Raw genomic sequence first — 17,897 nt, 5'->3', positions numbered from 1 at the left:
CGTCATGTGGATCCAACGCGTCCTGCTCTCCGCGGCGCTCGTCGTCTTCGCGATGGTCGTCCAGGTCAGCGTGCTGTCCCGGCTCGGCCTGCCCGGCGCCGTCCCCGACCTGCTGCTGCTCGTGGTGATCGGCCTGGCCCTGGTCTACGGGCACGTGACCGGCTGTCTGATCGGCTTCTTCGCGGGCCTCTTCGCCGACCTCGCCCCGCCGTCCGACCACGCGGTGGGCCGCTACGCACTGGTGCTCTGCCTGGTCGGCTACATCGCCGGCCTGCTGCGCCCGGAGAACGGACAGCTCCGCTCGGTGACGACGCCGCTGATGGTCGTCGCGGGCGCGGCCTTCGGCGCGACGCTGCTCTACGCGGGCGTCGGCGCGCTGGTCGGCGACACCGCCGCCCGGCACGTGGGACTGACCGGGCTGCTGGTCTCCTCCGTCATCTACGACGTACTGCTGGCGCCGTTCGTGGTGCCTGCGGTCATGGCCCTGGCCCGTCGCACCGTCAGCGACACCGCGGGCGGCGGCGCCGGGCAGGGCAACACGCCGAGCAAGCCGCGCCGCACCGGGCTCAACCGTCGCGGTGCCTTCTTCGGCGACCGCGGCACCCGGACCGGCGGCGCTGCCGGTCTCGGCACCGTCCCCGGCTTCGGCAGCGGTTCGGCCGGCAAGAGCGGCAGCGGCGGCAAGACCAGCGGAAAGTTCGGCATGACCAGCAAGCTCAGCAAGGCCGTCAAGCGCTGACGCGCGGACGCCGCTGAGAAGACGAAGTTCAGAAGCACGAGGAGGGGCACCCCGTGGGCAACATCCCGGAGACGGGCCGGACCCGGAGGGTCACCGGTCGGCTACTGGTGCTCCAGGTGCTGGTCCTCTCACTGCTCGGCACGCTCGGCGGCAGACTCTGGTACCTGCAGATCCGCTCCGGCGCGTCCTACGCCCAGCAGGCGTCGTCCAACCACATCCGCACGGTCGTGGTCCCCGCTGTGCGAGGCGAGATCCTCGACTCGAACGGTGTGCCGCTGGCCGACAACACCACCAAGCTCGTCGTCTCGGTCTCGCGCACCTCGCTGCTCCAGCAGAAGGACGGCGGCAAGGCCGTGCTGACCCGGCTCGGCCAGGTCCTCGGCATGACCTACCTCGACATGCACGACAAGGTCAGGCTCTGCGACGCCAAGACGCCGCGTCCCTGCTGGAACGGCTCGCCGTACCAGCCGATCCCGGTCACCCAGACGGCCACCACGCAGCAGGCCATGCAGATCATGGAGCGCCAGGAGGACTTCCCCGGCGTCACGGCGAGCACCAGCGCGGTCCGGCTCTACCCGGCGCCCTCCGGCGCCAACGCGGCGCAGATACTGGGTTACCTCTCCCCGGTCACCGAGGAGGAGATCACCGCCGCGACGGACGCCAACGGCAAGTCCTCGCTGGCCGCCTCCGACCAGGTCGGCCGGGCCGGTCTGGAGTACCAGTACGACAAGGCGCTGCGCGGCACCAACGGCACCACCAACCTGGAGGTCGACAACCTCGGCCGGGTCATCGGCACGGCCGGCGGCAACGCCCCCGTGCCCGGAGCCGACCTGGTCACCAGCATCGACGCCAGGATCCAGGCGCTGGCCGAACAGCAGCTCAACCAGGCGATGGTGACGCTGCGCGGCACCTGGGACAAGGTGACCTCACAGAACTACAAGGCCGACTCCGGCGCGGTCGTCGTCATGGACGTGCACACCGGCCGGATCATCGCGATGGCCAGCGCGCCGACCTACAACCCGAACATCTGGAGCGGCGGCATCTCCGCGAAGGACTACGCGGCGCTGAACAGCCAGAACTCCGACTTCCCGATGCTGAACCGGGCGATCCAGGGGCAGAGCGCGCCCGGCTCGACCTTCAAGGTGGTCAGCACGACGGGCGCCCTCAACGCCGGCTACAGCTACGACTCGACCTTCCCCTGCACCTCGTCGATGACCATCGGCGGCCGGCTCTTCAAGAACTTCGAGGGCGAGAACTTCGGCGCGATCAACCTCTCCAAGGCGCTCGAGGTCTCCTGCGACACCGTCTTCTACAACATCGCCTACCAGCAGTGGCTGAGCGACGGCGGCACCAAGCCGAAGCACCCGCAGGACTGGCTCTACAAGGCCGCGCACCAGTTCGGCCTCGGCGCCACCACCGGCATCGACCTGCCGGGCGAGGTCAAGGGCCGGGTCCCGGACCGCGCCTGGCACCAGAACTACTACGACGCGATGAAGGACACCTGGTGCAAGCAGGCCAAGACGGAGACGGACCCGTACCTGCGGGCCATCGCCACCGAGGACTGCGTCGACTTCGCCACGCTGCGCGCGGGTGACGAGGTCAACTACGCGATCGGGCAGGGTGACACCCTGGTGACCCCGATCCAGATGGCCCGCGTCTACTCGGCGCTGGCCAACGGCGGCACGCTCTACGCGCCGCAGATCGCCAAGGCCGTCGTCAGCCCCGGCGGCAAGACCGTGCAGCCGATCCGGCCGGTCGTCCAGGGGCACCTGCCGACCACCTCGCGCATGATCGACTACATCGACCAGGCCACGGCCAACGTCATCACCAGCGGTACCGCCGCCTGGAAGTTCCAGGGCTGGCCGCAGGACAAGGTCCAGCTGCACGCCAAGACGGGAACGGCGGAGGTCGTCGGCAAGCAGACCACCTCCTGGTTCGACACGTACACCAAGGACTACGCGATCGTGATGACGATCTCCCAGGGTGGTACCGGGTCCGGCGGTTCAGGACCGGCCGTGCGCAACATCTACAACGCGCTCTACGGCATCCAGGCCAACGGCAGCATCGACCCGAGCAAGGCGATCCGCCCGGCCGCGCAGAACGCGCTGCCCAGCTTCCACCCGGACGGCACGGTGACCCAGCCGGTCTCCTTCACCGCCCCGGCGCTGCTGCCCCCGGCGGGCTCCAACGCTCCGGCCCTGGCCGCCCTCGACATCGCGGCGCTCGCGCCGGAGCGGAGGTCAGACGCGTGAGCGAGCGAAGCGAGATCACCATCAAGAGGTGCGCATTCCGCGAAGCGGCTGCCGAGCGAAGCGAGGCGGGCGCATGAGCGGCTTGAGCACCGGTTATTCGACTCCCCGTTACACCCCGCGCAAGGACGGCCTCGGCCGGCTGTTGCACCGGGAGTCGCCGCTGCGGCGGATGGACTGGCCGCTGGTGCTCGCCGCGCTCGCGCTGTCCGGCCTCGGCTCGCTGCTGGTCTGGTCCGCGACCCGTTCCCGCGTCGAGATCAACCACGGCGACCCGCAGTACTTCCTGGTCCGGCACCTGGTGAACCTCGCCATCGGCGTCGGCCTGTGCGCGGCCGTCGTGCTACTCGGGCACCACCGGCTGCGCACGGCGGTGCCGTTCATCTACGGCCTGTCGATCCTCGGCGTCCTCGCCGTGCTCAGCCCGCTGGGCTCGACGGTCAACGGTGCGCACTCGTGGATCGTGCTCGGCGGCGGCTTCTCGATGCAGCCCTCGGAGTTCTGCAAGATCTCCATCATCCTGATCTGCGCGACGATACTGTCCGCGCGCGTGGACGCGGGGGAGATGCAGCAGCCGAACGGCCGCTCGGTCCTCCAGGCGCTGATGCTCGCCGGGGTCCCGATAGGGATCGTCCTGCTGATGCCGGACCTGGGCTCCACCATGGTCATGGTGGTCATCATCCTCGGCGTCCTGCTCGCCTCCGGTGCGCCCGCCCGCGCGATCGGCGGCCTGACCCTGATCGGCGCGGCCGGCGCGGCGGCGGTCGTCCAGCTGCACCTGCTGAAGCAGTACCAGATCGCCCGCTTCGCGGCCTTCGCCAACCCGGCCCTCGACCCGGCCGGGGTCGGCTACAACACCGCGCAGGCCCGCATCGCGATCGGCTCCGGCGGCCTGGCCGGCAAGGGTCTCTTCCACGGGACGCAGACCACCGGGCAGTTCGTCCCCGAGCAGCAGACCGACTTCGTCTTCACGGTGGCCGGCGAGGAGCTCGGCTTCCTCGGCGGGATGTTGATCATCTGCCTGCTCGGCATCATCCTCTGGCGCGCCTGCCGGATCGCCCGCGAGGCCTCGGACCTCTACAGCACCGTGCTGGCGGCGGGCGTGGTGACCTGGTTCGCCTTCCAGGGCTTCGAGAACATCGGCATGACGCTCGGGATCATGCCGGTGGCCGGCATCCCGCTGCCCTTCGTCAGCTACGGCGGCTCCTCGATGTTCGCGATCTGGATCGGCATCGGCCTGCTCCAGTCGGTCAAGATGCAGCGCTCGATGGCGGGCTGAGGCCGCTCCGTCGGGCTGGGGTAGCGTGCCGGGCATGATCAAAGCGGTGATGTTCGACTTCTCAGGCACGCTCTTCCGGATCGAGTCGGTCGAGGCGTGGTGGCAGGCGGCTGTCGCCGAGCTCGGCCTGGACCTGCCCGAGGCCGGGGCCGCCGCGTGCGTGGCGCGCCTGAGGCGGCTCGGCGCCCTCCCCGGCAGTCCCTCCGGCACCGTCCCGGAGGAGCTCGCCACGCTGTGGCAGGAGCGTGACCTCGACATGGTCCGCCACCGCGCCGCGTACACCGGGCTCGCCCGCGCGGCGGACCTGCCGGACGACCGGCTCGCCGACGCCCTCTACGAGCGCCACCGGAGCCCTGAGGCGTGGCGTCCCTACCCGGACACCGCCGCGGTCCTCACCCAGCTGCGCCGTCGCGGCGTGCCGGTCGCCGTGGTCAGCAACATCGGCTGGGACCTGCGGCCGGTCTTCCGGCGCCACCGCCTCGACGAGCTGGTCGACGCCTACGTCCTCTCCTTCGAGCAGGGAGTGCAGAAGCCCGACCCTGCGATCTTCGAGACCGCATGCCGGGAGCTCGGCCACGATCCCGCCGACGTGCTGATGGTCGGCGACGACCTGACGGCCGACGGCGGCGCGACCGCGCTCGGATGCCCGTTCCACGCGGTCGAGCACCGGCCGGTCGATGACCGACCGGCCGGGCTCGCACCCCTGCTGGATCTGCTGGACTGAGCTGGGCTCAGATCTGGGCCAGCAGCAGGTTGCCGTTCACGCGGCCGATGCCGCTGCACGCGTCCCAGCCCTTGATCGCCGAGTAGCCGGGGGCGGGCGGGACGGTGTTGGAGCCGGAGTCGACGTCGAAGAAGATGTTCGGCTGGTTCATCAGCTGGTACAGGTACGGGCTGAGGAAGCCGGGCTGGACGCCGCTGCTCGCCGCGATGACGGCCATCAGACCCGCGTAGAGCGGCGCGACGGCGCTGGTGCCGCCGACCGACATCCACGTGCCGTCCACGACCACCTCGTACGGGCTGACCAGCGCGTCCGCGTTGCCCGCGAGGTCCGGGACGCCGCGGCCGACCATGCCGGAGTCGACCTGGTGCGGGATCTCGGCGGTCGGCTGCCACGCGGGGAGCGGGAACCGGTCGCTGACGCCGCCGCCGGTGGCCCAGCCGTTGCCGTTGTTCCAGACCACCTCGTTGCGCAGCGCGCCGTTGCCGTCCAGCTGAAGCTGCGTGCCGCCGCAGGCCAGCACGTACGGGTCGGCGGCCGGGAAGTCGCAGTGCGCCTGCCCGTCGTAGACACCGTCGTTGCTGCCGTTGTCGCCCGACGCCGCGCAGACGGTGATGCCGGCCACCGCGGCCTGGTAGAACGCCGCGTCCATGCCGGCGAGCCCCGCCGAGGTCCAGCCCGCGTCCTCCGGTGCGCCCCAGCTGATGGAGATCGCCGTGGGCGGGTTCTGCTGGTTGTGGACGGCGGTCAGGATCGCGTCGATGAAACCCTGCTCCGTGTTGGGTGCGAAGTAGACCTGGATGTTCGCGCCCTGCGCGATCGTCCCGGCGATCTCGATGTCGAGCTCCACCTCGCCGTCCGCGCCGCTCGGGTCGCCGTAGGCGTTGGCGCCGCCGTCCACCGACACATCGGTGACCGTCGGCAGCGGCAGATTGAGCTGACCGAAGTAGGCCGTCAGGTCGTTCTGGCTGTAGCCGCCGCCGAGCTCGATGATCGCGATGTTCTGCCGCGAGCAGTCCACGCCCTGCGGGAAGTCGTACAGCTGCGCCACCTGCTGCGCGGTCACGCCCTGCTGCAGCTTCGGCGTCATCTTGAGGTGCGGCTGGGTCAGCGGACGGTTCGTCAGGCCGGAGACGCGTTCCACGATCCCGTGCAGGTGGCGCGGCACGTAGACCTGTCCCTGGCGGCTGCGGTAGCTGTGGTCGCCCTCGCGGTACTGCTTGAGCTGCACCCCGAAGGTCGCGTCGAACTGCGCGACCGTGCCCTGCAGCGTGACGCAGCGCCGCTCGGGGCTGCTCTCCACCACGCGCAGCTGGTGCTGCTCTGCGAACTTGCGCACCCGGTCCAGGTCGGCGGGGTCCGCCGCGAAGGGCGCGAGCGCGCTCTTGCGACTGATCGCGGGGCGGCGGCTGGGCCGCTGGCGGCCGAGCTCGTCCATGTCGGGCAGGGGCGCGGTGGACGCGGGGTTGCGGCGTACCTGGACGGTGACGGTGATCTTCTCGTGGGAGTCGGCCGGGCCGATAAGCAACTGGCCCTTGCGCGGCTTGCGTTCGCTCCCGAGCAGGGCGACGCGGTCCTTGACTGCCGGCTGTGCGGGCATGCTCTCCTCCTTGAAGGAGTCGTCAGATGTGCTCCCTGAGTGGGAACACCCCTATGCCTACGCGGCGCGCGTCACCGGCGCGTCACCACCCGCGCACGCCCGTGCCCGACCCGCCACGCGGTTGACTTCCGCCTGCGGCCAGTCAAGAGTGCGAAGAGGCACGGCACCCGAGGACGGCGGTGGTGGTGATGATCGATCTGTCCCTGCTCGGCGGATGGCGCCTGACTGCGGACGGGATCCCGGTCGCCCTGCCGGAGTCGGGACGAAGAGTGGTGGCCTACGTCGCGGTCCGAGGCCCGGCCACCCGCCAGCACCTGGTCGGCGCGCTCTGGCCGGAGACACCCGAGCACCAGGCGAACGGTTCCCTCCGGTCCACCCTTTGGCGAATCCGCCGCTGCCTGGAGCAGCTGATCATCACGCGCGGGGACTGGGTCGAGCTCGGGCCCGAAGTCCGCCTCGACCTGCGGGAACTTCGCTGCACGCTGGCCCGCGTACCGGAGCCGCCGCTGCCCGACGCGGCCTGGCTGGGGGAGAGCTGTCTGCTGCCGGACTGGTACGACGACTGGCTCCTGGTGGACCAGGAGGAGTTGCGGCAGTCCTGCCTGCACGCGATGGAGCGCGTCGCCGCGCATCTGCGCGCCCGCGGCGAGTACGCGGACGCGCTCGCCATGGCCCTGGCCGCCGTCAAGGTCGACCCGCTGCGCGAGAGCGCGCACCGCGCGGTGGTGGAGATACACCTGCGCGAGGGCAACGTCTCCGAGGCACTGCGCCACTACGAGGCTTACCGCCGACTGCTGGAAGGCGAGTTGGGGATCGAGCCGAGCCGTTTGCTGCGGGGGATGATGGCAGCACCCTGGGGGCGCGAGGAACAGCGCGAGAAACCACCCGCTGCGGATGGCCCTGCGCGTTCGGGGACTCACCTCGCGGGTGGCTTGTCGCGCTCACGCGGCGGAGCCGCATCTCGGTAGAGCCTCGCGCCCCTGAGGTCTCACGGGAATCGGTAGGCGTCAACCTCTGCGATCAACGCCTCCCGCCTCTCATCGTCCTCCAGAAAGCTCGCCTCGAACGAATTGCGTGCCAGCAGCCGCAGCTGGTCGTCCGTCAGGCCAAGTGCGCGGCGCACGCCGGCGAAGTTCTCCTCGACGTAGCCGCCGAAGTACGCCGGATCGTCGGAGTTCACCGTCGCGACCAGCCCCGCGTCCAGCATCGCGACCAACGGGTGGTCGGCCAGGGTGGCCACGCAGCGCAGCCGGACGTTCGAGAAGGGGCAGACCGTCAGCGGGATCCGCTCCTCGGCCAGCCGCTTGACCAGCTCCGGGTCCTCCAGGGCCCGGATGCCGTGGTCGATCCGCTCGACGCCGAGCAGGTCCAGCGCCTCGCGCACGTAGTCGGGACCGCCCTCCTCGCCCGCGTGCGCGACCAGCCGCAGGCCGGCCTCCTTGGCCCGGCGGTAGACCGTGGCGAACTTCGCCGGCCGGTGCCCGACCTCCGCCGAGTCCAGGCCGATGCCCGCGATCACGTCGCCGAAGTACGGGCGGCAGGCGTCGAAGGTCGCCAGCGCCGAAGCCTCCGGCAGATCGCGCAGGAAGCACATGATCAGCTTCGTGCTGACCCCGTGCCGCTCGAACGAACGCGACAGCGCCCGGTCCAGGCCGCGCACCACCGCGTCCAGTTCCACGCCGCGCGCGGTGTGCGCCTGCGGGTCGAAGAAGATCTCCGCATGCCGGACCCCGTCCCGCGCCGCGCGGGCCAGGTAGGCCTCGGCGAGCTCGGTGAAGTCCTCCTCGGTGCGCAGCACGTCCATCAGCTGGTAGTAGAGGTCCAGGAAGGACTGCAGGTCGGAGAAGGCGTAGGCGGCCCGCAGCTGCTCGGGGTCGGCGTAGGGGAGGTCGACGCCGTTGCGGTGGGCCAGTTCGAAGGCCAGCTCGGGCTCCAGCGTCCCCTCGATGTGCAGGTGCAGTTCCGCCTTGGGGATGGGCACGCGTCTCTTCCTAGCATCATGATCGCGGTGGCAAATCGGTCAAACCAGCAACCTTAGACCCTGCGGTAACCTTGAGGGTCACCCCGGTGTCCACACGAAAGTCCCTGCCTCTATGTCTGTCGAGTCGGTCTTCCCGCGCCTGGAGGCCCTCCTCCCGCACGTCCAGAAGCCGATCCAGTACGTCGGCGGTGAGCTCAACTCCACCGTCAAGGACTGGGACGCCTGCGATGTCCGCTGGGCCCTGATGTACCCCGACGCCTACGAGGTCGGACTGCCCAACCAGGGCGTCATGATCCTTTACGAGGTCCTCAACGAGCGCGAGGGGGTCCTGGCCGAGCGCACCTACAGTGTCTGGCCGGACCTCGAGGCGCTGATGCGCGAGCACGGCGTCCCGCAGTTCACCGTCGACGCGCACCGTCCGGTGAAGGCCTTCGACGTCTTCGGTCTGAGCTTCTCCACCGAGCTCGGCTACACCAACATGCTGACGGCCCTCGACCTGGCCGGCATCCCGCTGCTCGCGGCGGACCGCACCGACGAGGACCCGATCGTGCTGGCCGGAGGCCACGCCGCGTTCAACCCCGAGCCGATCGCGGACTTCCTCGATGCCGCCGTCGTCGGCGACGGCGAGCAGGCCGTTCTCGACATGACGGAGATCATCCGCGGCTGGAAGGCCGAGGGGAAGCCCGGCGGGCGCGACGAGGTGCTGCTGCGCCTGGCGCGGACCGGCGGCTTCTACATCCCCAAGTTCTACGACGTCGAGTACCTGGCCGACGGCCGCATCGCGCGCGTCGTGCCGAACGCCTCCGGTGTTCCGTGGCGCGTCTCCAAGCACACGGTGATGGACCTCGACGAGTGGCCCTACCCGAAGCAGCCGCTGGTGCCGCTGGCGGAGACGGTCCACGAGCGGATGTCGGTGGAGATCTTCCGCGGCTGTACCCGCGGCTGCCGCTTCTGCCAGGCGGGCATGATCACCCGCCCGGTGCGCGAGCGCTCCATCACCGGCATCGGCGAAATGGTCGAGCGCGGCCTCAAGGCCACCGGCTTCGAAGAGGTCGGCCTGCTCTCGCTCTCCTCCGCCGACCACACCGAGATCGCCGACGTCGCCAAGGGCCTGGCCGACCGCTACGAGGACGACAAGGTCGGCCTCTCGCTCCCGTCGACCCGCGTGGACGCCTTCAACATCGACCTCGCCAACGAGCTCAGCCGCAACGGCCGCCGCTCGGGCCTGACCTTCGCCCCCGAGGGCGGCAGCGAGCGCCTGCGCAAGGTGATCAACAAGATGGTGTCCGAGGAGGACCTCATCCGAACGGTCGCCACCGCGTACGGCAACGGCTGGCGTCAGGTGAAGCTCTACTTCATGGCCGGGTTGCCGACCGAGACCGACGAAGACGTCATGCAGATCGCCGAGATGGCGAAGAACGTCATCGCCAAGGGCCGCGAGGTCACCGGCACCAACGACATCCGCTGCACGGTCTCCATCGGCGGCTTCGTGCCCAAGCCGCACACGCCGTTCCAGTGGGCCCCGCAGCTGGGTGTCGAGGAGACGGATGCCCGACTGCTGAAGCTCCGCGACGCGATCCGCAACGACCGCAAGTACGGCCGCAACATCGGCTACCGCTACCACGACGGCAAGCCCGGCATCATCGAGGGCCTGCTCTCGCGCGGCGACCGCCGCGTCGGCGCGGTCATCCGCGCGGTCTACGAGGACGGCGGCCGCTTCGACGGCTGGCGCGAGCACTTCTCCTACGAGCGCTGGATCCGCTGCGCGGAGTCGGCTTTCGAGGGCACCGGCGTCGACGTCGCCTGGTACACGACGCGCGAGCGCCAGTACGAGGAGGTCCTGCCCTGGGACCACCTGGACTCCGGTCTCGACAAGGACTGGCTCTGGGAGGACTGGCAGGACGCCCTCGAGGAGGTCGAGGTCGACGACTGCCGCTGGACCCCGTGCTTCGACTGCGGCGTGTGTCCTCAGCTCGACACGCACATCCAGATCGGCCCCACCGGCCAGAAGCTGCTGCCGCTGAGCGTGGTCAACAAGTAGTCGCAGTTGCGGCGAAGGGCGGCCCGGTCGATTCGACCGGGCCGCCCTTCTGTCATTCAGGTGTTCAGGGCAGTGCCGTGAGCGTCATGCCGGAGGCGTCCGTGCCGGGGGTGTTGTCGCAGGTGAAGTCACCCGTGGGCTGGGCGTAGATCAGCGCGAGGCAGCGGCCGAGGGCCGCTTGGCCGTAGGCGTTGGGGTGGAAGGACTCCTGCATGGTGCCCTGCGAGGCGCCCGTGGTGAGGAAGCGGGCCCACTCGCTGGTCGCAGCGGACGGTGGCTGGGTGGCCGTCGCCAACTGTGCCGAGGCGGCGCAGGTTTCGTGGCCCTGGAAGGCGTTCTGCAGGTCGAGGAACTGGACGCCCTTCGCGTTCGCGACGTTCCGCAGCGCGGAGGAGATCTCCGGGATCAGCGTGTCCCTGGCCCAGTCGGAGTCGCCGTTCCAGAACGGACAGCCCCCGTTGTTGGTGCGGCTCCAGCCGCTCTCCGGGTAGCGGTTCTCGCTGCTGCGCGGGATGGGGGACGGGTAGGACTGCAGGATGATCCGGTAGCTCCCTGCGGCGTAACCGTCGGCGGCCATGGCCGCGTTGATCTCGTCGACGGACTTGCCGACGTTCGCCATCGCGCCGGGGAGCGCGGAGGCGATGACCTGCTGCTGCGAGGGGTTGCAGTAGCTGTACCAGACCTCGTAGTCCTCGACGCACTTGGTGATCACGCTGCTGAAGCCGAGATCGTTGCCGCCGATCGAGAGGACGATGGTTTTCACGTCGTTGCTCGCGGCGATCTGCGCGAGCTGGTCCGCCTGCGGCGCCTCGCCCTTGTAGGTCTGGCCGCCGTCGACCGCGCGGAAGACGTCGGCCGTGGTGGCGCCGGAGCAGGCGATGTTGAAGTGGCTGTCGGTAAGGCCGGCTGCGCCGTTGACCTCGGCCGTGTCCGAGCGGTCGCACCCGCTCGCATAGGTCGGGCCGTAGACGACGGTGGGGTCGTAGCCGCCGTTGACGTAGGCGCGGTCGGTGCCGTCGCGACTGCCGGAGGAGGTGTCGCTGTTGCCCAGCCACCGACCGGCTTCGCCGGAGATGTAGCTGTCGCCCATGGAGACGACGGCGCCTCCCGAGCTGGCGTGTGCGGCGCCCGTTCCACCGAAAAGCGGAAAGAGCACAAAAAGCGTGGTCAGCGATGCGACGGTAAGCCGCACCGGTTTGGCGGATCCAATCATGGGTGAACTCCAGATGAGGGGTGGGGTTCACCGGCCGGTGCGCAGAATCTGACACAGGGCTGATTGCTACCGCAAGGTAACTACCGTGTTTATTTTTTGACGGAACACCCGGAAAGGGGCAGATGTCATTTACGCCCCTTTCCGGAGCGAAATTGCCGATCAGCAGGCGCAGAGGCAGAAGGGGTGACCGGCCGGGTCCGCGAAGACGCGCCAGGTCTTGGCGCCGCCCCAGTCCTCGAGCAGGGTCGCGCCGAGCGCGACGACCTGGGCCTGGGCGGCGTCGAGATCGGTGACGCCGATGTCGATGTGGCCCTGCTGAGGCACGTCCCCGCCCGGCCACTGGGGTTCGCGATAGTCCGGGACCCGCTGGAACGCGAGGGTGGGTCGACCCTCGTCGACCAGCTCCACCCAGTCGTCCTCCTCCTCCACGACCTTGCCGCCGACGAGCTCGGCGTAGAACCCGGCGAGGGCCGTGGCGTCGGGACAGTCGAGGGCGTAAGCGCGAAGGGTGCCGATCATGTCGAGACTCCGTTACCGATAGATGCGGTTTGTGGGTAACCACTGCCGTTACTGGATGCTGCCGCACTATCGGTAACATCGCAAGCATGGGAGACGCCCCGGGTCCGCTGAAGCTCGTGCAGGAGCTCGTCAACACGCTCGATGTCGAGAGCGGCGTGGACGAGCTGGAGGCGTTCGTGGGGGAGGGCGTCGACGTCGAGCGGGTGCGCGACTTCCGCGAACTGCTGCGGGAGGCGGGCATGGCGCATGCGGGATTGGATATCTCCAGTGACTCGCTCGATATGTTCAGCGAGCAGCTCTCACTCGCCGCTCTGGTGCTGTCGCCGCGATATGACGGGAGCGTCGAGCTCGTCCTCGCGCCGGGCCTGCCGCCCACGGAGCTGTTGTTTGCGCAGGTCGCTGCCGCGATTGCCGCAGCGGGCCGCGACTGGCTCCGCCTGAAGGCCTGCGCGGCGGAGGACTGCCGCTGGCTCTACTACGACCGATCGCCGGCTGGACGCGGGCGCTGGTGCAGCATGGCCGTATGCGGAAGTCGTGCGAAAATGCGCGCTTATCGGGCGGCTCGCAGAGCCCGGGACCATCCCCTGACAGCGCCGCGTACCCTTGGAGGCGCAACACCGCCCCTACTGCCGAAGGACTGAGCGCACTGGCACGCCGCACGCCCGACGGTCCGCCGCCCGCACCCGCGGTCCAGCGGATCCGTCTCCGCTACACCAAGCGTGGTCGCCTCCGCTTCACCAGCCACCGCGACTTCCAGCGGGCCCTTGAGCGCGCCCTGCGCCGATCCGCCGTTCCGATGGCGTACTCCGCCGGCTTCACCCCCCACCCCAAGATCAGCTTCATGAACGCCGCGCCCACCGGTGCCGCGAGTGAGGCCGAATACGTGGAGCTGGCCCTCTCCGAGCGGCGCGAGCCCGAGCTGCTGCGCAAGCAGCTGGACGAGTCGCTGCCGCCCGGCCTGGACGTGATCGACGCGGTCGAGGCGTTCGGCAAGGACTTCATGGAGCGGCTGCAGGCTTCCGTCTGGCTGCTCCGTCTGGACGACGTCGAGCCCGACGCCGCCCGTACCGCTGTCGCCGCCTTTCTCGCAGCCGACGAGGTCGAGGTCTCGCGACAGACCAAGAACGGCCTGCGCACCTTCGACTCGCGCGGCGCCGTGATCTCTCTCGAGGTCGTGGATCCGCAGGTCGACGCGGGTGCGCTCGGCCTACCCGAAAGTACGACCGATATCCGCGCAGGCCGCGCCTGTGCGATACTGCGGCTGGTTGTTCGGCACGCCACACCCGCCGTCCGACCCGACGACGTCCTCTCCGGTCTTCGTGCGACGGCCGACCTCGCGCTGCCGGTCCCCGCTGGGGTGACCAGGCTGGCGCAGGGGCCGCTCGACGAGGAGACCGGTGCGGTGACCGACCCGTTCGCGTCCGACCGCGACGCGGCTCTGGCCCTCCCATCCGAGGCGGCCGAGCCGCAGAACGCGTAGCGGCGACCGGTCGGCAGCGCGGCGCCGTCGGCGCCCGATCAGGGTCCTGGGAGCCATCCGGGGCCCGGTCACCAGGGGCGCGGCCTGAAGACTTCGGCGCGCCCGCGAGCCTCGCGGGGACGCCACCCAAAGACATACGCGAGCCCCCGTGCGGCGCCCGCCCAAGAGGTGCGGCGCCCGGGGGCGTGACGGGAGAACCGCCCGCATGCCCGATATCACCAATGACAACAACGAACAGAGCGAAGCGCAGGCCGCGGCCCCCAAGGTCGCCCCGCGTCGCCGTCGCGCCGCCAGCCGTCCGGCCGGCCCGCCGGTGAACGAGGCGCCGGGCGCGGCAGACGCCGCCGCCGAGCCTGTTGCTGCCGAGCCCGTCGCCGCGCAGTCCGCGAGCGCCACGTCCGCCGAGGCGCCCGCTGCGGCCGCTGAGCCGGTCAAGCGCGCCCGCCGCACTCGCAAGAAGGCCGAGGTCGCTCCCGAGGAGTCGGCCGTCGTCGAGGCTGCACCGGTTGCCCCGGCCGCCCCGGTCGAGCCCGCGGCCGAGACGCCCGCTGCCGTCGCTGAGCCGGTCAAGCGCGCCCGCCGGACCCGCAAGAAGGCCGAGACCGCTCCGGAGGCGCCCGCCACCGACAGCCTCGCGCTGCTCGGCGAGCTGGACCAGGTCGAGCAGCGGGTCGAGTCCGGCCTGCTCGCCGCCGGGACCGAGCTGGAGGCGCTCGTCGCCGACCTGGTCGCCCGCGTCAGCGGCGCGCTCACGGTCGAGGCCGGCAGCCAGCTGGAGCAGCGCCTCGCCGCGCTTCAGCAGCGCGCCGCGCAGCCTGCCCCCGCGCCGGTCGCCGCAGCTCCCGTCGTGGAGACGCCCGTCGCCGCCGCCGAGGAGACCGCCCCGCGCGGCCGTCGCCGCGCCGTGCGTCCCGCCACCGCCGTCTTCCAGCCGCCGGTGTTCCAGGCCCCGCAGCCCGCCGCGGCCGAGGCGCCCGCTCCGGCCGAGCGTCGCGCTCCCGCGCCCGCCGCCGCCTTCGTCGTGCCGGACGAGACCGCCGCCGAGGCCGCCCCGGCCGCAGGTCGCCGCACCCGCCGTCGCGCCGAGGCCCCGGCCAGTGCGCCTGTCGCGCCCGCCGTGGCCGCCGCCCCGGCCGAGGTCGCGGAGGAGGTCGCCGAGGAGACGGCCGGTGGCCGTCGCCGCACCCGCCGCACCCGTGCCGCCGCTCCGGCCGCACCGACCGAGCCCGCCGTCTTCGAGCAGGTCTCGACTCGTGCGCCGCTGTCGGCCGACGCGGAGCCGGTCGAGGACGAGGCCGCTGAGCCTGCCCACGGGCGTCGCCGTCGCCGTCGTGCCGCCTCGCCCGCCTTCGTGATCGCCGAGGGCGCCGAGCCCGTCGAGATCGAAGGAGAGGCCGAGGAGGACGAGGAGACCGAGGCCGACGAGCAGCAGGCCGAGGAGGGCCGTCCCTCCCGTCGTCGCCGTCGTGGCGGCCGTCGCCGTCGCCGTGGCGAGGGCGACGACCACGAGGCCGCCGGCTCCGCCGAGGAGGAAGGCGAGGAGCCCGAGTCCGAGGAGGACGAGGAGGACGGCGACGCCCTGGGCGACGCACTCTCCGCGTCCAGCCGCCGTCGCCGCCGCCGTCGGCGTCGCAGCGGGGACTCCGGCCCGGAGCCCGAGGCCGGCGAAGGCGACCCGGAGCGCACCGTCGTCAAGGTCCGCGAGCCGCGTCACCGCACGCACGAGGCGCCGTTCGACCCCGACGAGGTCCAGTCCATCAAGGGCTCGACCCGCCTGGAGGCGAAGAAGCAGCGTCGCCGCGAGGGTCGCGAGCAGGGCCGCCGCCGCGTCCCGATCATCACCGAGGCCGAGTTCCTGGCCCGCCGCGAGGCGGTCGAGCGGGTCATGGTCGTCCGCCAGACGGGCGAGCGCACCCAGATCGGCGTGCTGGAGGACGGCGTCCTCGTCGAGCACTACGTCAACAAGGAGCAGGCCAGCTCCTACGTCGGCAACGTGTACCTGGGCAAGGTCCAGAACGTGCTGCCGTCGATGGAGGCCGCCTTCGTCGACATCGGCAAGGGCCGCAACGCCGTGCTCTACGCCGGTGAGGTCAACTTCTCGGGCCTCGGCCTGAAGAACGGCCCGCGGCGGATCGAGTCGGTGCTGAAGTCCGGGCAGTCCGTGCTGGTCCAGGTCTCGAAGGACCCGATCGGCCACAAGGGCGCCCGCCTCACCAGCCAGATCTCGCTGCCCGGCCGCTACCTGGTCTACGTGCCCGAGGGCTCGATGACCGGCATCAGCCGCAAGCTGCCGGACACCGAGCGGGCGCGCCTGAAGAACATCCTCAAGAAGATCGTTCCCGACGACGCAGGCGTCATCGTGCGCACCGCCGCGGAGGGCGCGTCCGAGGAGGAGCTGACCCGCGACGTCCTGCGGCTGCAGCAGCAGTGGGAGGACATCCAGAAGAGGGCCAGCAGCGGTAACGCGCCGACCCTTCTCTACGGCGAGCCTGACATGACCGTCCGGGTCGTCCGCGACATCTTCAACGAGGACTTCACCAAGGTCATCGTCTCTGGCGAGAACGCCTGGTCGACGATCCACGAGTACGTTTCCGGGGTCGCGCCGGACCTGACCCCGCGTCTGACGAAGTGGACCTCCGAGGTCGACGTCTTCGCGACGTACCGGATCGACGAGCAGCTGATGAAGGCGCTGGACCGCAAGGTCTGGCTGCCCAGCGGCGGTTCGCTGGTGATCGACAAGACCGAGGCGATGGTCGTCGTCGACGTCAACACCGGCAAGTTCACGGGCCAGGGCGGCAACCTCGAAGAGACCGTCACCCGCAACAACATCGAGGCGGCCGAGGAGATCGTCCGTCAGCTGCGGCTGCGGGACCTCGGCGGCATCATCGTGATCGACTTCATCGACATGGTGCTCGAGTCCAACCGCGACCTGGTGCTGCGCCGTCTGCTGGAGTGCCTGGGCCGGGACCGGACCAAGCACCAGGTGGCCGAGGTCACCTCGCTGGGCCTGGTGCAGATGACCCGCAAGCGCGTCGGCCAGGGCCTGCTGGAGTCCTTCTCCGAGACCTGCGTCCACTGCAACGGCCGCGGCGTCATCGTGCACATGGAGCAGACGGTGCCCGCGCCGAAGGGCTTCGCCGGCCCCAAGCCGGGTGTCGGCGGCGGTCAGCCGCAGCAGGCCGAGGAGGGCGGCAGCAAGCGCCGCCGTCGCGGCCGTGGCGGCGACGCCCAGGCGGAGTCGCCCGAGACGCACGAGATCCACGAGCACGAGGTCCACGACCACGAGCACGAGGACATCGAGCTGGTCTCCCGCGAGCCCGAGGTCGTCGAGACCGTCGAGGGCACTGAGGTCGCCGTGCCCGTCGTGGCCGCTGCCGCGCCCGTCGCCCCGGTGGTCGACGCCGCGGCGCAGGCCGAGGCCGAGGCCATGGTCGACGCGATGATCGAGGCCCCCGCCACGCGTGGCCGCACCCGCCGCCGCGCGGTGCGCAAGGCCACGACGACGGTCGGCCAGGAGCCCGCCGTCGTCGTGATCGCGAGCGAGACCCCGGCTGCCGAGGTGGCTGAGGCCGTCGAGGTCGCCGCCGAGCCGGTGCAGACCGAGCTGCCGGTGGCCGAGGCTGCGGCCACCGAGACCGCCGACGCGGAGGCCGAGGCTCCCGCCCCGGCACGCAAGCGCGCGCCGCGGAAGACGGCCGCCAAGAAGGTCGCCGCGAAGAAGACCGCCACCAAGAAGACGGCGGCCAAGCGGACGACCAAGAAGACCGCCCCGAGCGAGTCCGCGGCCGAGCCCGCCGCGGAGTAACACGGGGCGACAAGGTCAGTCGGCTCGGGGCCGGTCCGCCATCCGCGGACCGGCCCCGAGCTGCACAGACGTCCGGGCCTGCGCCCTGATGGGCTGGTTTGACCCCGGGTCCGGGCTTCCGTAGTCTTGACCCTCGGCGTGCTTTGCATTCAGCGAGCTGCGCCCGCTTCTGAGCAAACACCTCCCAGGCGCCCAGCGCTCGGGGGAGGCCCCCGGCCGATCGGTGCCGGTGCGGCTGGCGTCAGGGGTTCCGACCGAATCGAGAAGGGT

13 protein-coding genes are annotated in these 17,897 nt (G+C 70.9%); 9 read left to right on the top strand and 4 right to left on the bottom strand.

The annotated features are described in order from the left end of the window. Nucleotides 1-4: 4 nt before the first annotated feature. The 4 genes from mreD to ABIA32_RS08520 all read left to right on the top strand — a co-directional run bounded on the left by mreD (nucleotide 5) and on the right by ABIA32_RS08520 (nucleotide 4,991). On the top strand, nucleotides 5-739 hold the full coding sequence (mreD, locus tag ABIA32_RS08535; RefSeq protein WP_370093298.1) for a rod shape-determining protein MreD: 735 nt from the start codon (nucleotides 5-7) through the stop codon (nucleotides 737-739). A 53-nt stretch (nucleotides 740-792) separates the two neighbouring features. After that, nucleotides 793-2,991 carry a penicillin-binding protein 2 gene (gene mrdA / locus ABIA32_RS08530; RefSeq protein WP_370093297.1) on the top strand — a complete coding sequence of 733 codons (2,199 nt, stop codon included), beginning with the start codon at nucleotides 793-795 and terminating at the stop codon, nucleotides 2,989-2,991. 73 nt (nucleotides 2,992-3,064) lie between these two features. After that, nucleotides 3,065-4,267, top strand: a complete 1,203-nt coding sequence (gene rodA / locus ABIA32_RS08525; protein ID WP_370093296.1) for a rod shape-determining protein RodA — start codon at nucleotides 3,065-3,067, stop codon at nucleotides 4,265-4,267. A gap of 37 nt (nucleotides 4,268-4,304) precedes the next feature. Continuing rightward, nucleotides 4,305-4,991 carry an HAD family hydrolase gene (locus tag ABIA32_RS08520; protein WP_370093503.1) on the top strand — a complete coding sequence of 229 codons (687 nt, stop codon included), beginning with the start codon at nucleotides 4,305-4,307 and terminating at the stop codon, nucleotides 4,989-4,991. A gap of 7 nt (nucleotides 4,992-4,998) precedes the next feature. On the opposite strand, the gene ABIA32_RS08515 is transcribed toward ABIA32_RS08520, so the two are convergent. After that, entirely contained in the window at nucleotides 4,999-6,588 is a 1,590-nt protein-coding gene (locus tag ABIA32_RS08515; protein WP_370093295.1) for a protease pro-enzyme activation domain-containing protein, read from the bottom strand. Between the two features lie 188 nt (nucleotides 6,589-6,776). Between ABIA32_RS08515 and ABIA32_RS08510 the strand changes: the two genes are divergently transcribed. Next, the gene (locus ABIA32_RS08510) at nucleotides 6,777-7,556 is read left to right on the top strand and encodes a BTAD domain-containing putative transcriptional regulator (protein WP_370093294.1); all 780 of its coding nucleotides are present in this window, start codon (nucleotides 6,777-6,779) and stop codon (nucleotides 7,554-7,556) included. A gap of 20 nt (nucleotides 7,557-7,576) precedes the next feature. Here ABIA32_RS08510 and ABIA32_RS08505 read toward each other — a convergent pair whose 3' ends face one another. Next, the gene (locus ABIA32_RS08505; protein ID WP_370093293.1) at nucleotides 7,577-8,569 is read right to left on the bottom strand and encodes an adenosine deaminase; all 993 of its coding nucleotides are present in this window, start codon (nucleotides 8,567-8,569) and stop codon (nucleotides 7,577-7,579) included. A gap of 112 nt (nucleotides 8,570-8,681) precedes the next feature. Between ABIA32_RS08505 and ABIA32_RS08500 the strand changes: the two genes are divergently transcribed. After that, on the top strand, nucleotides 8,682-10,610 hold the full coding sequence (locus ABIA32_RS08500) for a TIGR03960 family B12-binding radical SAM protein (protein WP_370093292.1): 1,929 nt from the start codon (nucleotides 8,682-8,684) through the stop codon (nucleotides 10,608-10,610). Nucleotides 10,611-10,674: 64 nt separating this feature from the next. Here the strand turns inward: ABIA32_RS08500 and ABIA32_RS08495 are convergent, their stop codons facing one another. Both ABIA32_RS08495 and ABIA32_RS08490 read right to left on the bottom strand, forming a co-directional pair. Beyond that, nucleotides 10,675-11,700: a GDSL-type esterase/lipase family protein gene (locus tag ABIA32_RS08495; protein WP_370093291.1), complete on the bottom strand. Its 1,026-nt coding sequence runs from the start codon at nucleotides 11,698-11,700 to the stop codon at nucleotides 10,675-10,677. Nucleotides 11,701-11,982: 282 nt separating this feature from the next. Beyond that, the gene (locus ABIA32_RS08490; RefSeq protein WP_370093290.1) at nucleotides 11,983-12,342 is read right to left on the bottom strand and encodes a VOC family protein; all 360 of its coding nucleotides are present in this window, start codon (nucleotides 12,340-12,342) and stop codon (nucleotides 11,983-11,985) included. An 86-nt stretch (nucleotides 12,343-12,428) separates the two neighbouring features. On the opposite strand from ABIA32_RS08490, the gene ABIA32_RS08485 reads away from it, so the two are divergent. From ABIA32_RS08485 to ABIA32_RS08475, 3 genes are all read left to right on the top strand, one after another. Continuing rightward, nucleotides 12,429-12,983 carry a CGNR zinc finger domain-containing protein gene (locus tag ABIA32_RS08485; RefSeq protein ID WP_370093289.1) on the top strand — a complete coding sequence of 185 codons (555 nt, stop codon included), beginning with the start codon at nucleotides 12,429-12,431 and terminating at the stop codon, nucleotides 12,981-12,983. A gap of 5 nt (nucleotides 12,984-12,988) precedes the next feature. Next, complete coding sequence (locus ABIA32_RS08480) at nucleotides 12,989-13,822, top strand: TIGR03936 family radical SAM-associated protein (protein ID WP_370093502.1); 834 nt, start codon at nucleotides 12,989-12,991, stop codon at nucleotides 13,820-13,822. Nucleotides 13,823-14,027: 205 nt separating this feature from the next. Beyond that, nucleotides 14,028-17,627: a ribonuclease E/G gene (locus ABIA32_RS08475; protein WP_370093288.1), complete on the top strand. Its 3,600-nt coding sequence runs from the start codon at nucleotides 14,028-14,030 to the stop codon at nucleotides 17,625-17,627. Nucleotides 17,628-17,897 lie beyond the last annotated feature (270 nt).

This window comes from Streptacidiphilus sp. MAP12-20 (assembly GCF_041262525.1).
Taxonomy (GTDB): Bacteria; Actinomycetota; Actinomycetes; order Streptomycetales; family Streptomycetaceae; genus Streptacidiphilus.
The sequence above is the reverse complement of the archived record's forward strand: the minus strand, read 5'-3'. Positions and strand labels throughout refer to the sequence as shown.